This is a genomic window from Moorena sp. SIO4G3 (genome assembly GCF_010692305.1).
GTDB lineage: Bacteria > Cyanobacteriota > Cyanobacteriia > Cyanobacteriales > Coleofasciculaceae > Moorena > Moorena producens_A.
On record NZ_JAAHIG010000246.1, the window covers coordinates 1 to 13,708 of the forward strand.

Below are 13,708 nucleotides of genomic sequence, written 5' to 3' on the forward strand. Positions count from 1 at the left end.
TGGTGAGCCCTGTGAAGAACTAACTCGTGTGTTTGTCGGGCAATATTGCGATCACCCAGCTTAGATTATCATAAATTCAAATATAGCGTTTCTCATAGCTATGAGGTAAACATTATTTTTTCCCTGTTCCCAGATCCGCTGTTCCCAGATCCGCTGTTCCCTGCTCCCTGCTCCCTGCTCCCTGCTCCCTAAAACCTAAAAATTTCTACCTCATGGGTATAAGACTTGCTATAAGCCCGTTATCTCCTCTAAGTTCATGCTGAAAGTGGCAACAGTCACTGTAATCCAGGAAGTTAATCAACCTGATGAACTAATTCCTGTATTAGTTTTGTGTCCATCTCAAGATGAGAAGCAGTTATTTTATAGCGCTGACTTTGCTGCTTATTGCTTTCATTGCCTAGAGTATCCATGTCTACAAACAACGCCACCTAAACTCAACGGTCAAGTCGATTTAGTAGCCTTTTGCCAAGATGCGATCGCTTATGCCAAAGCACATAAGATTGCAGCTGTTTATTACAGCTTTGATATCGCTAATTTAGTAGCTGCCGTGGTTTGTAAAAGCATCAATATCTTTGGCCCTCGTCTTGAAAGTATATTGCAGTGTTTTCATAAGTTTTATGCCCGTGAAATTGACTCATATCCCCCCGGTTACAGTGTTGTAAAACTGGAAAATGAAAAAGAGATTTTAATTGACAAGGACATTGTAAATACGTTGACGTTTCCCGTATTTGTTAAACCAGTTTGCTCTAGTTACGGGATGTTTTGTGGCAAGGTCGATCAACCTGAACAATTACAACAGGTATGTAAAGATCTAGCGGGGGCTTATCAACCTTGGTGGCAAATGTATCGAGATTTATTCCAAACATTTGTTGATGCCACAAAATCCCCCTTAGCTGTAACATCTCAAGTTCCGCTTTTAGTTGAAGATCTGATTTCCGGTCAACCCTTAACCTGTGATGGCTTTGTTTATAGAGGACAAGTTCATTATTTGGGTTTAGTGGATACCGTAGAAGCAAAAGACGGGTCAGTGGATTGTTATGTCTTTCCCTCTCAAGTGAGTCAGGCACAACAAAGGGCTATTTACGAACGAGTAGCTAATTTTATTCAAGATAGCGGTTTGGACAATAGCTTTTTCAGCGCTGAATTTTGGCTTCAAGAGCAAGGCTCCCCGGTCTTAATTGAAATGAATGCCCGGATGAGTGCTACATTTGGCTTTTTGTATCAGCAGAGTTTGAATTTTAATTTACCCAAAGCAGCTCTGACATTAGCCCAGGGAATTTGTCCAGATATTCCAAGCCAGACATTAGTAGAACAAACACCCACCAGTTGTCGCCTGTATCTGTCAACTCGTAACAGTGGTCTCGCCTCAACACTGTTGGATTTTAGCCTTGCGGAACAAACCCTTAGTTGCTCACAACTGATTACCTTTAATTGTGAAGCAGCAGACCAAATTAAAGATACTTACTATCATCCCACTCCACTGGCAGAACTAAACCTCGTTGGTTCTAACCGAGCTGCCCTACAGTTTTATGGTCAGCATCTACGCAATGCATTACTGCTAGAACGGCGCTCCCCAGCCTATCAAATTGCCGTGGTCCAAGACTGCGTTCTCCAGGGGGGTGAGGGACTCTATTATGACCCCAGAAGTAATCAACTATTCTGCCTGGACTACGGTAATCCTCAGCTGATTCAACTGTGCTTAACAACCCGCAAGGTGCAGCGGTTCCCATTACCTGGTTTGTGTTACGGTCTTGCCCTATCGGGGACGGAAACGTTGGTGTTGTCTGGGGAATTGGGACTGGTGGAGTTAAATCTCAATACCAAACAGATAATACCAATTATCCAAGACTATCAGGGTAAACAGTTGGTTTGCAATGATGTAGTTATTGACAAAAACGGAAACATTTGGTTCAACACCATCGATGAGGATGCCACAGCAATTAGGGGAACAGGGGCACTGCTAGCCTGCAATCCCCAGGGGCAAGTCCAGGAAGTTTTTGCGGGGCTAGGTTATGCCAACGGCATGGGACTATCACCAGATGGGCGATCGCTCTATGTTGTGGATAGCTTAGAACGGTCTGTTCATGTCTTTGTTCTCAATTCGGATCGCACTGAAGCAACCCTACCCTATATTCACGACCATCACAAATTTATTGTTGCCGATGAACGTGAAGGAGTACCCGATGGATTGGCTGTCGATGGGGCTGGTCGTCTTTGGCTCACATTTTGGTTTGGTGGCAAAGTAGTCTGTATCGATCCGCAATCTCAAGCAAGAGTCAGAGAGATTATTCTACCTGTGATGAATATTAGCAGCGTGACCATTGTTGATTCTAAATGCGATCGCACTGCCGACTCACCCTGCAAATTGTTTGCTTGCTCATCTGCTGTGCCTTGGCTAGGGGGAAAAGTCTTAGCACCCTGGTATGCAGGTGATTTGCCAGTTGATAGACAAGGATACCTTTTTGAAATCGATATCGAATTTTGAAATTTATCCTAAGGTTAGGGAAAACCCATTAAAGATAATACTTAAAAGGCTTTTCCTGCCTATATTCTGCCTAAGCATATGGGCTACTTCACAGGCTAGAAGCCTGTGCCACGCACGCTACTTGAGGTGCAGTTACCCCTCAGCCGTTGGCCTTGGGCTTTTCTCCAGACTTTCAATTTTCTAAAATCCCAAACTATTAAATTCTTTCGGAAGAGATTTATTTTAGCTATCATGCTGACAGCTGACGGCTAAATGCTTACAAACCAACCCATTTTTTTTGGTTAAAAAAGTACCCTTGTGGGTACTGTCAGAGTCATAAATTACTTTTTACATTTGAATAGACATCTTAAAAACATATCAAAATTATTTTTTCTAAGGAGTTCCCATGACAAATCGTTCAGAGAAGTCTTTTGACGTTCGCCTCGACGCTGCAAAACTAGCTAGAAGTCGTGACTATCCTACCCATAAAGCCAATGGGGATGAACAGCGACATGCTGATGATCAGTATTTTATGTCCTTTACCAAAGGGCTACCTCACAACCCTGATACAGGGCTACTACAAGACCCACAGGATTTTGTGGAGTTTCGCCGTGCAGTGGATGATGGCTTTATTGATCCCTTCTCTGATCGGGTACGTCATGGTGCCAAATTTGAGGTAGTATTTACAGGTCAAGACTACACTATTAAACCTGAGACTAACCCTGATCTGCTTGAGCAATTTAGACAATGGCAAGCAGCAACTGCAGGGGTTGTCTTTGAGCTAAACGGACCCGATCCACAAGCTGTTACCATGCCTCCAGCACCACCGTTAATGGATGCTAGCGGTAAGGCTAACCCAGAGCTAATTTTTGAGATAGCAGAGATCTACGAATTAGCCATACTGCGGGATCAGCCCCTCAATGACTTTGAGAAGAGAGGAGCGAATAGCAAAATCGAGAGTTCAATCAATCGTCTCAATGCCCTCGACTATATTTGCAACCAAACTGGACGACCTCGGAAGGTGAATTCCAAAGGCAGGCTTGATGAGCAAACCGTATTCCGAGGCTCTTCTCCAGGAGTGGAAGTCGGTCCCTATCTCTCTCAGTTTCTACTGATAGGTAATGTTGATCTCAATGGTGGTGGCAACGTTGCAGAAGGGAAAATTACCTATGGTGCTTTGCAAATTGATCAAAAGGTTCCCATTGCAAGACCCAACAAAGATTACATGACCAACATGGAAGACTATGTCTTGGTTCAGCGTGGGATTAAGCAAGACAGAGAAAGCTATGTTTTAGAGAATGATCAAAACCCTAAGCTACCAGATCGTCCAGCTCGTCGATTTATCTCCACTCCCCGGGATTTAGCCACCTATGTTCATTACGACGCTCTTTATGAACCGTATCTCAACGCTTGCATCATTCTCCTGGGGATGCAAACACCCTTCGATCCCGCTTTTGATCATCTTTCTGGGGGTGGTGTAGCAGCAGCTAATCCAGCAACCCGTCGCAATGCTGCTGGTTTTGCCCTCTATGGCGGTCCACACATCTTAACTTTGGTTACTGAAGTCGCCACACGAGCACTCAAAGCTGTCTGCTTCCAGAAGTTCAATAACCATATTCGCCTGCGACCAGAGGCATTGGCAGCCCGGATTGAACTATTACGGCGATTTCAAGAGCTACCATTACAAGCTAAAGCTAGTGTACCCAGAGCATTACTCAAGTACATTAGAAGGTTTCAACGTGAACTAGAAAGTAACGGTACTCTCAACTTCATTTTGGAACTAGCCAATCAAAATGGCTCTGGCTCACAGAATTATCTACTACCAATGGCATTTCCTGAAGGGTCTCCCATGCACCCTGCCTATGGTGCAGGACATGCCGCTGTTGCTGGGGCATGTGTGACCATGCTTAAGGCATTCTTTGATACCAGTGCAGTTTTAGTAGAAACACCAGTCAAAAACCCAAAACCTCGACAAGCAAGGACACAGATCAGATTTAAACGCTATAGCCCCAAAGATCAGGCTATTGTGTTCCGTGCCCCTGATCTGTCTGGCCATAAGCAAGGTGAGGCGAGACTTGTGTCAGAGCGATCCAGGGATTTTCTGACTCTGGAGGGTGAGTTGAACAAACTGGCTGCCAATATTTCCATTGGTCGCAATATGGCTGGGGTTCACTACTTTACTGACTACTATGATAGTTTGCGCATGGGTGAAGAAATTGCCATCGGTATTCTGGAAGAACAGGCATTGACCTATGCCACTGATCCCTTTGTGCTGTCACTGCCAACCTTCGATGGAGACGTGATTCGGATCGGTGCCCGTTGAGCTCTGACCTGCTTAATGATGGGGATTTCTTTGAATACCCATCATTAAGGAGATGGGGAGATGGGGAGATGGGGAGATGGGGAAGATTTTGATTAAGGGTAATTGTAAACTATCAGCTGATAGCTCTTCGCGTAGCGTGGGCGTAGCGCATTAGCTGACGGCTGATAGCTTACGAGTAATTATACTAAAATGATATAATGAACCTAAGATAATCGACCCTTGTAATCCAAGATGATCTATATTTTTTATGATGATTCCATCTGAATTTAACACAGTTTTTAGATACCAACTCTGGATAGACCACAAGTCGATGATTTGACTTTTTCTGGGATTGTTCCATCCGTATTTATACTTAGACAGCAAGACCCTCCGCTCTGTCACCTTTCGTACTACAAAACGAAGTGCGGAATGTGGGATGGACAAAATACCAAATAGCACCAATGTGATTTTCAAGGGATTTGGACCTGATGCAATTAGCGATCGCCTATCAAGTTTAACTTTTCTAGTGCAGCATCAGACTTTTATAAGAATGGAATTCCAATTTTTCGATCCATTGTAACCGTACATATCCTGATAGTAAGTATCAATATAAAGGAAAACAACAAATTCAGCCACAACAAGCGTGATTTTACCATAGGATTATTGACTCATGCTTGGGTTAATGGGATGACTTTGTGGTCAGAACTTGCCCAGACTCTGATGAGTCTCAAGCCTCATAAATGGCTTGATTTTCAGCGAGGATTGAAAGCTCTATCCCAGCTACAGCAAGCATTAGAACCATGTTGTCATCCTTAAAGCGCAACCACATATAGTGAAAACGGTTGCCATTAACTGTTATAAAATTTTTTCCTTGCATAAGTTTAATTTCTAATTTAAAGATTATCGGATTTTATAAAGGACTTAAAAGCTAATTATCGAAGCATTAGACTTCACTGAAACTCCCAGGAAGTGATAAGCAAAGTGGTATTTATTCCCACCCCTGCAAAGAGTTAGCTTACCAGTCGTTTTTCGAATATATTCCACAATTTATCTAGTGTATCGGCAGCAGTAGATCTGATGTGGTAATTAGCTATTTCTGAAAGTACGGTCTCAGCAGGATTTATCTCTACTATGGGCACATTTAACCTACGAGCTTTATACAAAGGTTTAGTAATGTATTGGTAGTCTCTGGAGGTGCCGATCAAAAAAATGAGATCAATGGGAGCATTATCTAGGATCTTGAAAGTTTCTTCCGACGAACTCATATGATGTTCACCAAATAACTCAATATCCGGACGAATTAATCCTTCGCAAGCTGGACATTTTGGTGGTAAATCCATCGGTTTACTATATCCGGCTATGAGTTCTTCTGCAGTTGTCCTGTAAGAACAATTTACACAAAATAGTTCGGAGAGTTGTCCATGTACTTGAATCAAGTTTTTACTTCCGGCTGCGCGCTCGAACCCATCTATATTCTGCGTCAATACCCATGTACCTGGTTTCCAAGACTCGATTTGTGCAATGACCTCATGAGCACGATTGAATTTTGCTTTATGACAGGCTGCTCCAATTTGCCACAGATATTTCCACGTTACTTCGGGAGAAGATTGTAACATGTTTTTACTGATAGCTTCTTCGATTGGTATACCTTCTTGAGTGAGAACACCTTCAAAAAGTCCACCAACACCCCGATATGTAGGTAACCCGGAGTCTGCAGATAAACCGGCTCCAACAATGAAAAGAATAGACTCTGCCTTGAGAATGCAATCAGCAACAACACTCAGAATATCATCCATTAGTTTCTAAAACACAACATTCTAATTTTAGAACATTTCTCGATTCGAGTTAACAACTTATTTGAACACCCTGCAAACAAGCAAGCTTGTACAGAACTCTAGCTCCGACATTTCCATCCCACTCATCTCCAACATCACCAGGCGCAACCTCGCACAAATCAAAACCAATAATTGTTTTGCCTGTTTGAACTAGCGATCGCCAACGTCAAAGGCACGCCCAGCCTAACTTTCAACCCCCTTGTCACCCCCTCAGGCTCCCGCCATAATCTTCGATTTGGCGGTGAGATGAATTGCAACCAATAAACAAGAATGCAGGATTTATGCTGATCCGCATTGATTTGTTGTAAAATAGATTTATGATAGTGAGTGAAGCTAAGCTGTTAACTGGGTCTAAGGCACAATATCAAGCCTTAGATGAAGCCATAATAACTGCTCAATTCATTAGGAATTCTGTATTGGCTTAGTGTTACATATTGAAATACGCAACTTGAGTTAACAGTTATCATTTTGATTCAGAATGAAAAATAATATAGTTGTGCTGTGGTCACATCCACGGTCTATTTCCACTGCCTTTGAACGTATGATGATGAATCGGGGAGACTTTAAAATTCTGCATGAACCTTTTGCTTATGTCTATTATGTCTTAGAAAAAAAAGGGCTTCCTACAGGAATGATTATTGATGCAGAACATCCGACACAATTTGAAGATATTAAGAACCACATTCTAAACTGTTCACCGCAACAGCCTGTTTTTTTGAAAGATATGGCTTATCACTGTTATGAATATCTTGTAAAAGATGAGTCCTTTTTGAAAAAATTGGTTAACACTTTTATTATTCGTGATCCAGCTAAGTCAATCCCTTCCTATTATTTTTTAGACCACAATATCATTAAAGATGAAATTGGTTACCAGCAGCAATATTATCTCTTTGAAAAAATAATCGAATTATCAGGTGAAATTCCAGTGGTGATTGATGCGGATGATTTGCAAAGCCACCCAGAAGCAATCATCGCTTCCTATTGTAAGAAAATAAACATCAAATTTATTCGGTCAGCTTTGCAGTGGAGGTCATCCTATAATCAACAGTGGGATGTTTGGAAAATCTGGCACGCTGACGTGGCATCGAGCAGTAAAATTTACAGCGGGAGTATTAACCAATACGAAGAAAATGTGACTAACAATGACAGAATCCGAGAACTTTATGATTATAGTTTACCCTTTTATCAACAAATGTACCAGCATAGAATTGTGCCAGATTAAACTAAAATTCTATATAAATTAGCAAGATAATTATAAATCTTTGAGGAGAACAAGTTTGTCTTATCCAGTTTGGAATCCTTTTACCAACATGGGCGAGTTTTTAGAAAACCCGCTTATTCTCACCAAAGGAAAAGGTATTTATCTATACGATAAGCAGGGCAATTGTTATTTGGATGTCAATGCTTGCTTGTGGAGTTTAAGCCTGGGCTACGGGCGAGAGGATATCATTGAGGCAATGATGAACCAAGCCAGAGAAATTGCCTGTTTACCCCTATTTAGTCGCGCCCATCAAGCTGCTGTTGACTATGCCGATAAACTCTTAAACTATCTCAATGGCGATTTCTCGAAGTTTTTCTACACTTCTGGGGGAGGGGAAGCGATTGAGACAGCCCTCAAAATTAGCCGTGCTTATCACTGTGTGACAGGTAATCCTCAAAAAACTCAAGTGGGTCATTTCAGCAACTCCTATCATGGAGTTTCACTGGGTGCTTTGAGCATTATGGGTATTCCTTCCATTCGTAAAAATGTTGGTCCCATTCCTGCCGATAGCTTTGAGATTCCCATGTCCTATGAGATTAATCAAGACAATTGGACAGAGTATTTAGACAAAACCAAACAGGCTATCTTAGCTCAGAATGTGGAAACCGTTGCTGCTATTGTCATGGAACCTGTGATTGCAGCAGGAGGAATTATTCCCATCCCACCTCAACTCATTCAAGAACTAAAAAAGTTTTGCACTACTCACAATATTCTGCTAATTTTGGATGAGATTGTCACTGGATATGGGCGGACTGGTGACTTATTTGCCTATCAGGGTCTAGGTATTGTTCCAGATTTAATTACAGTTGCTAAAGCCATCACCTCAGGCTATGCTCCCCTAGGAGGAGTCTTAGTGACAGCAAAAATTGCTGCTCCATTTATGAGTAAAGATGTGACATTAAATCATGGCTTTACCCACGGAGGACATCCAATTGCTTGTGCAGCAGCCAGTAAAACTCTAGATATTTTGCATAGCGAGGGAATTCTCAATCATGTTAAGAATAACGCTGATTATTTCTCTCAACAAATGCAAACTCTAGATGATGAATTTGAGATTGTTGAGCAGGTGAAAGGCTGTGGTTATATGTATGGAGTGAAGCTTGTTGATAAGCATGACGCAGCTAATCTTGCTCCTTTTGCCAGAAAATATGGTTTATTATTCAGACGACCTGCGGAAAATAATGTTATTCCTGTGGTACCTCCTTTGGTGTCTACACGGCAAGATATTGACGATATGGCAAGCCGCTTAAGAACTATCTTGAAGGAATATATTTTAGCTATCTAAAATGACAGGATAATTGATGATGCAAACTGAAAAATCTGATTGCTTGGAACAAGTAAGCTCTGCTCAAAATAACCAAGATTTATCCAATGTCTACGATCATTGGTCACAAGAGTATGATGAAAGTGTTATCAGCTTTGGCTATAACCCTCCTGCTGTAATCAATGGATTGGTGGGAAGATTTGTCCCATCCAATGATGCCAATATATTAGATGCTGGCGTGGGTACAGGAATGGTAGGAGAGCTTCTGGCTATTCTAGGATATACCAATCTAGTGGGTATTGATTTATCCCTGGGTATGTTAGAAAGGGCAGGGAAAAAGCAAGTCTATCAAGATTTGAGACAAATGGTATTGGGGGAACCTTTAGCTTTTACAGATAATGAGTTTGATGCAGTTGTGAGTGCTGGTACTTTTTCCGCTAACCATGCACCCCCTGAATCATTTGATGAATTCGTGCGCATTGTCAAACCCCAAGGTTTTATTATTGTCACCATTCGAGTTGATGTTGCTTCTTATATTGATGCCATTCAAGCGCAAATAGACACTTTAGAGAAAGAAGGTTGGTGCCAACTGGTAGAACATTCTAAGCCATTTAAAAATATTCCGTTGGTTTCTGAAACAGCAACTATTAAAGCTTTTGTTTATCGTGTGCTTCGTGACTCTTGAAAACCTCATTCTGCTTTAGGTTTTTAGTGATAGCCTAGCCCCACAGCCAAGCAAGATTTTAACCTTAAGACCATTGAGGGAGAACGTTTTTTGCCAGAGGTATAGCGCTACGCGCCAGGCAGAGGGCAGGAGGCAGAAGTATACTGCCTGTAAGGTTTCAGGACTTGAGCTTGTCCTAACGTTAATACGCAGCGCTATACCTGTAGTTCAACCAAGCTCTTTATTGCAGGAGATGCTCAAACAAGCCAATTTATAGAGAACTCTAGCTCCTACATTGCCATCCCACTCATCTCCACCATCACCTGGAGCAACTTCACACAAATCAAAACCAATAATTGTTTTACCTGTTTTAACTAGTAATCGCAACAAGTAAATTGCTTCATTAAACTCTAAGCCACCTGGTACGGGAGTACCTGTATGGGGACAATAGGAAGGATTTAAACCGTCAATATCAAAGCTAATATAAACCTTGTCAGGTAAATTAGAGATAATTTTATCGCACTGAGCTGCCCAAGTGATGCCTTCATAAGCGTTGGCTTTAAGCTTCCAGTCATCAAACATGACAATTCGGCTATCGCTATTCACCATTGCCATTTCTGCTTCACAAACATCTCGAATGCCCACCTGAACTCAGCGACTAATTTGAGGTATGCTCAAAGCATTGTGCATGATCGAGGCATGGGAATAAGTAAAACCCTCGTAGGCAAGCCTTAGATCTGCATGGGCATCAATTTGTAAAATACCATATGTTTCGTGTTTTTGTGCTAAGGCTTGCATTAAGCCAAGAGGTACACTGTGATCTCCACCAACGACACCGACTAGTTTGCCTTGCTCGAGCAATTCTAACGCTTGAGTATAAACCCAATGGTTCAGAGTAGCTGAGGCTTGATTAACCGTTACTAACTGTTTGGCGATCGCATCATCATCAACATTACCACCTGTTTCCAGATCTCCAATAATCTCCTTAGCGATCGCTCGCATGGTACGATTTTTATCTTGAATATCTGAGTTAATGGGTATAGTCCCGCACTTAGTTTGCCAAGCTTGGGGTAGATCAAAGTCGTACCAATCTAACTGCAGTGAAGCATCTAAAATTGCTTGGGGACCATTGACTGTAGCTTCTCGATAAGATGTAGTGACATCCCAAGGTACAGGTATAATAACAATTGCAGCCTCTTCCACCGAATAGGAAAAACCAAAGAAGCAACCATTGGGCACAGTAATCTCATTAGGATTAAAACTGGCTTGATTCATTTGTTTTAGTTACACAAGTTTGCCACAAGTCAAAAAATTGGATAATTTATACCTAGTGATACTTTCAAAAGCGGATTTAGTATAACCCATGATTTGGGTTAGTTCCCATGGCAATTTGCCTAAGATAATCGACTCTTATAATCTTCGTAGCAAAATTCTCTAACCAAGTTAAAAGTACCATCAGTACGGATAATGCCAATTCCTGGATGTTTTACGCCATTAAACATAGAAGTCTTCACCATCGTATAGTGAATCATATCTTCAAAAACAATTGTGTCACCAACCTGCAAAGGCGTTTCAAAGTAGTAATCTCCCATGCCCATAAAGTCTCCTGCAAGGCAGGTAAGACCCCCCATCCGGTATCTAGGCTCTTGCTGTTGCGGATCTCTTGCACCTCGAATGCGAGGTTTATAAGGCATCTCCAAACAATCAGGCATATGAGCGGTAAATGAGACGTCAAGCATGGCAATAATCAGGTTTGAAGTTTCAATCAGATCAAGAACTGTTGCTCGGAGTACCCCAGTTTCCCATGCCACTGCCGATCCAGGCTCCAGATAAATATGCAAGTGAGGATAACGGGATTTAAAACGGGTCAAAACTTGGATTAGGTGTTCGATATCATAGCTTTTAGAGGTGATCAGATGTCCTCCCCCTAAATTAAGCCACTTGATCTGGGGAAGGTGATGCCCAAACAGGGTTTCAATCTGCTCTAAAGTACGTGCTAAAGCCTGTGAGTCGCTTTCACATAAGTTGTGGCAATGTAACCCTTCAATGCCCTCCGGTAACTTATCACCTAATTTTTCAGCGCGTATTCCTAGACGAGATAAGGGAGACGAGGGATTATAGATCTCCGGTTCCACCGGAGAATACTCTGGATTAATGCGCAGACCCGGTGATACTTGGGTCAAGAGAGTTTTTTCTTTAAATCGCTCCCATTGGCTTAGGGAGTTAAACGAGATATGTGTTGCCCCTTGAATCAGTTCTGGAAATTCTTTTTCCTGGTAGGCAAGCAAGTAAAGGTGGAGCTCTTTACCAAACTCTTCTCGCCCTAGCCTTGCTTCAAACAGAGAGCTAGCAGTAGTACCTTGTAAGTATTGTTTCACAATGGGAAAGGCACTGAACATCGCAAACCCCTTCAAGGCAAGAATGATCGTAATTCCTGCTTTTTTCTGAACCGAGTCAATTAACTCAAGATTCTCAATCAGCTTTTCGGACTCAAGCACATAGCAGGGGGATGGGATTTGGGAATAATCAATCATCTTGCTTATTAATCCCCAAATTCTTCTGAGTTGTTAATTGACTCATGCCAAGGTAAACCATAGGTTCCCAGCTTTGCCAAAAAAGGATCAGGGTTAAGTTGTTCCACATTAAAGACTCCCTCACCTTGCCATTCGCCAGTTAAGACTAGCATTGCACCAAGCATTGCAGGTACTCCTGTTGTATAAGCAACAGCTTGTGCCCCTACTTCTTGATAAGCTTTTGCATGGTCACAGTTATTGTAGATATAGTAGGTTTTTGGTTTTCCGTCTTTTATTCCTCGAATATGGCAGCCAATAGATGTTTGACCTTCATAGTTCTCACCTAGTGAAGATGGTGCAGGTAGAACAGCTTTGAGGAATTGCAAGGGGACGATTTGATGCCCTTCATACTCAATTGGTTCAATACTAGTTAATCCTACATTCTGGAGAACTTGCAGGTGTGTCAGATAACTTTCACTGAAAGTCATCCAAAAGCGAGCCCGTTTAATGGTGGGAATGTGTTTTACTAAAGACTCAAGCTCTTCATGATACAACAGGTATGACTCCCTCTGGCCAATCTCTGGATAATTGATTGACCGATGCACTGAGAACGGCTCAACCTCTACCCAATTGGAGTTTTCATAGTATTTTCCTTTTTGGGTAATCTCTCTGATGTTAATCTCAGGATTAAAATTAGTAGCAAAGGGATGACCATGATCCCCTGCATTGCAATCTACAATATCTAGATAGTGAATCTCATCAAAGTGGTGCTTGAGGGCATAGGCAGTAAAGACTCCTGTGACTCCAGGATCGAATCCGCATCCAAGCACAGCCATAATCCCAGCTTGTTTATATCTTTCGTGGTAATCCCACTGCCATTTATACTCAAATTTGGCTTCATCAGGAGGTTCGTAGTTAGCAGTATCGAGATAATTTACTCCTGTTTCTAAGCACGCATCCATAATCGGTAAGTCTTGATACGGTAGAGCTACATTGATAACTATGTCAGGCTGAAAATCCTTAATGAGTGCCACCATTTCTGCAACGTTATCTGCATCGACTTGGGCTGTTTGTAATGAGGGATGGGCAATAGTAGCGGCAATGCGATCGCATTTTGCCTTAGTCCGACTTGCTAGGAGAATCTCCAAGAAAACATCTTGCAACTGGGCGCATTTTTGAGTAACAACATTACCCACTCCACCTGCACCAATAATAAGAACTTTGGCCATAACTGCACTCTTGTTAGTTAATATAGATATTTATTTTTTAATTATCAACACTAATAATAACAGATATCGACTTGGGAGCATGTCACTTATGCAGAACATTTGTACTAAATCTGGGTAATGGGTAATAGGTAATGGGTAATAGGTAATGGGTAATAGGTAATGGGTAATAGGTAATA

At 41.9% G+C, this 13,708-nt stretch carries 10 protein-coding genes and 2 pseudogenes; 6 read left to right on the plus strand and 6 right to left on the minus strand.

Translation table 11 applies throughout. The annotated features are described in order from the left end of the window. The first annotated feature begins 45 nt into the window (after positions 1-45). The 3 genes from F6J99_RS30840 (at position 46) to F6J99_RS30850 (ending at position 4,787) form a co-directional block, all read left to right on the plus strand. Positions 46-192 (plus strand): hypothetical protein, encoded by a 147-nt coding sequence (locus F6J99_RS30840; RefSeq protein WP_293118660.1) that lies wholly within the window; start codon positions 46-48, stop codon positions 190-192. Between the two features lie 64 nt (positions 193-256). Next, a complete protein-coding gene (locus tag F6J99_RS30845) occupies positions 257-2,485 on the plus strand; it encodes an SMP-30/gluconolactonase/LRE family protein (RefSeq protein ID WP_293118662.1) in 2,229 nt (742 codons plus the stop codon). 385 nt (positions 2,486-2,870) lie between these two features. Beyond that, positions 2,871-4,787, plus strand: coding sequence for a bromoperoxidase (locus F6J99_RS30850; RefSeq protein WP_293118664.1), 1,917 nt, complete (start codon positions 2,871-2,873; stop codon positions 4,785-4,787). Positions 4,788-5,493: 706 nt separating this feature from the next. On the opposite strand, the gene F6J99_RS30855 is transcribed toward F6J99_RS30850, so the two are convergent. The 3 genes and pseudogenes from F6J99_RS30855 to F6J99_RS30865 all read right to left on the minus strand — a co-directional run. Continuing rightward, the gene (locus F6J99_RS30855; RefSeq protein ID WP_293118666.1) at positions 5,494-5,643 is read right to left on the minus strand and encodes a hypothetical protein; all 150 of its coding nucleotides are present in this window, start codon (positions 5,641-5,643) and stop codon (positions 5,494-5,496) included. Between the two features lie 133 nt (positions 5,644-5,776). Beyond that, positions 5,777-6,562 (minus strand): Sir2 family NAD-dependent protein deacetylase, encoded by a 786-nt coding sequence (locus F6J99_RS30860; RefSeq protein ID WP_293118668.1) that lies wholly within the window; start codon positions 6,560-6,562, stop codon positions 5,777-5,779. Positions 6,563-6,611: 49 nt separating this feature from the next. Then, positions 6,612-6,776, minus strand: a pseudogene (locus tag F6J99_RS30865) (agmatinase); the annotation flags it as partial. Between the two features lie 303 nt (positions 6,777-7,079). On the opposite strand from F6J99_RS30865, the gene F6J99_RS30870 reads away from it, so the two are divergent. The 3 genes from F6J99_RS30870 to F6J99_RS30880 are packed head-to-tail and all read left to right on the plus strand — an operon-like array spanning position 7,080 to position 9,811. Continuing rightward, positions 7,080-7,823, plus strand: coding sequence for a hypothetical protein (locus F6J99_RS30870; protein ID WP_293118670.1), 744 nt, complete (start codon positions 7,080-7,082; stop codon positions 7,821-7,823). A 55-nt stretch (positions 7,824-7,878) separates the two neighbouring features. Beyond that, a complete protein-coding gene (locus tag F6J99_RS30875; RefSeq protein WP_293118672.1) occupies positions 7,879-9,147 on the plus strand; it encodes an aminotransferase class III-fold pyridoxal phosphate-dependent enzyme in 1,269 nt (422 codons plus the stop codon). A gap of 16 nt (positions 9,148-9,163) precedes the next feature. Continuing rightward, the gene (locus F6J99_RS30880) at positions 9,164-9,811 is read left to right on the plus strand and encodes a class I SAM-dependent methyltransferase (protein WP_293118674.1); all 648 of its coding nucleotides are present in this window, start codon (positions 9,164-9,166) and stop codon (positions 9,809-9,811) included. 207 nt (positions 9,812-10,018) lie between these two features. Here F6J99_RS30880 and F6J99_RS30885 read toward each other — a convergent pair. The 3 genes and pseudogenes from F6J99_RS30885 to F6J99_RS30895 form a co-directional block, all read right to left on the minus strand. After that, positions 10,019-11,065, minus strand: a pseudogene (locus tag F6J99_RS30885) (agmatinase family protein). Between the two features lie 119 nt (positions 11,066-11,184). Beyond that, positions 11,185-12,324, minus strand: a complete 1,140-nt coding sequence (gene nspC, locus F6J99_RS30890; protein ID WP_293118676.1) for a carboxynorspermidine decarboxylase — start codon at positions 12,322-12,324, stop codon at positions 11,185-11,187. A gap of 8 nt (positions 12,325-12,332) precedes the next feature. Continuing rightward, on the minus strand, positions 12,333-13,532 hold the full coding sequence (locus F6J99_RS30895; protein ID WP_293118678.1) for a saccharopine dehydrogenase family protein: 1,200 nt from the start codon (positions 13,530-13,532) through the stop codon (positions 12,333-12,335). Between the last annotated feature and the right edge of the window lie 176 nt (positions 13,533-13,708).

Excerpts from the sequence above, each read along its gene's own strand:
- F6J99_RS30860 (WP_293118668.1), bottom strand. The coding sequence starts at position 6,562 with ATGGATGATATTCTGAGTGTTGTTGCTGATTGCATTCTCAAGGCAGAG.
- F6J99_RS30850 (WP_293118664.1), top strand. The coding sequence starts at position 2,871 with ATGACAAATCGTTCAGAGAAGTCTTTTGACGTTCGCCTCGACGCTGCA.
- F6J99_RS30880 (WP_293118674.1), top strand. The coding sequence starts at position 9,164 with ATGATGCAAACTGAAAAATCTGATTGCTTGGAACAAGTAAGCTCTGCT.
- nspC (WP_293118676.1), bottom strand. The coding sequence starts at position 12,324 with ATGATTGATTATTCCCAAATCCCATCCCCCTGCTATGTGCTTGAGTCC.
- F6J99_RS30895 (WP_293118678.1), bottom strand. The coding sequence starts at position 13,532 with ATGGCCAAAGTTCTTATTATTGGTGCAGGTGGAGTGGGTAATGTTGTT.
- F6J99_RS30845 (WP_293118662.1), top strand. The coding sequence starts at position 257 with ATGCTGAAAGTGGCAACAGTCACTGTAATCCAGGAAGTTAATCAACCT.
- F6J99_RS30855 (WP_293118666.1), bottom strand. The coding sequence starts at position 5,643 with ATGCAAGGAAAAAATTTTATAACAGTTAATGGCAACCGTTTTCACTAT.
- F6J99_RS30870 (WP_293118670.1), top strand. The coding sequence starts at position 7,080 with ATGAAAAATAATATAGTTGTGCTGTGGTCACATCCACGGTCTATTTCC.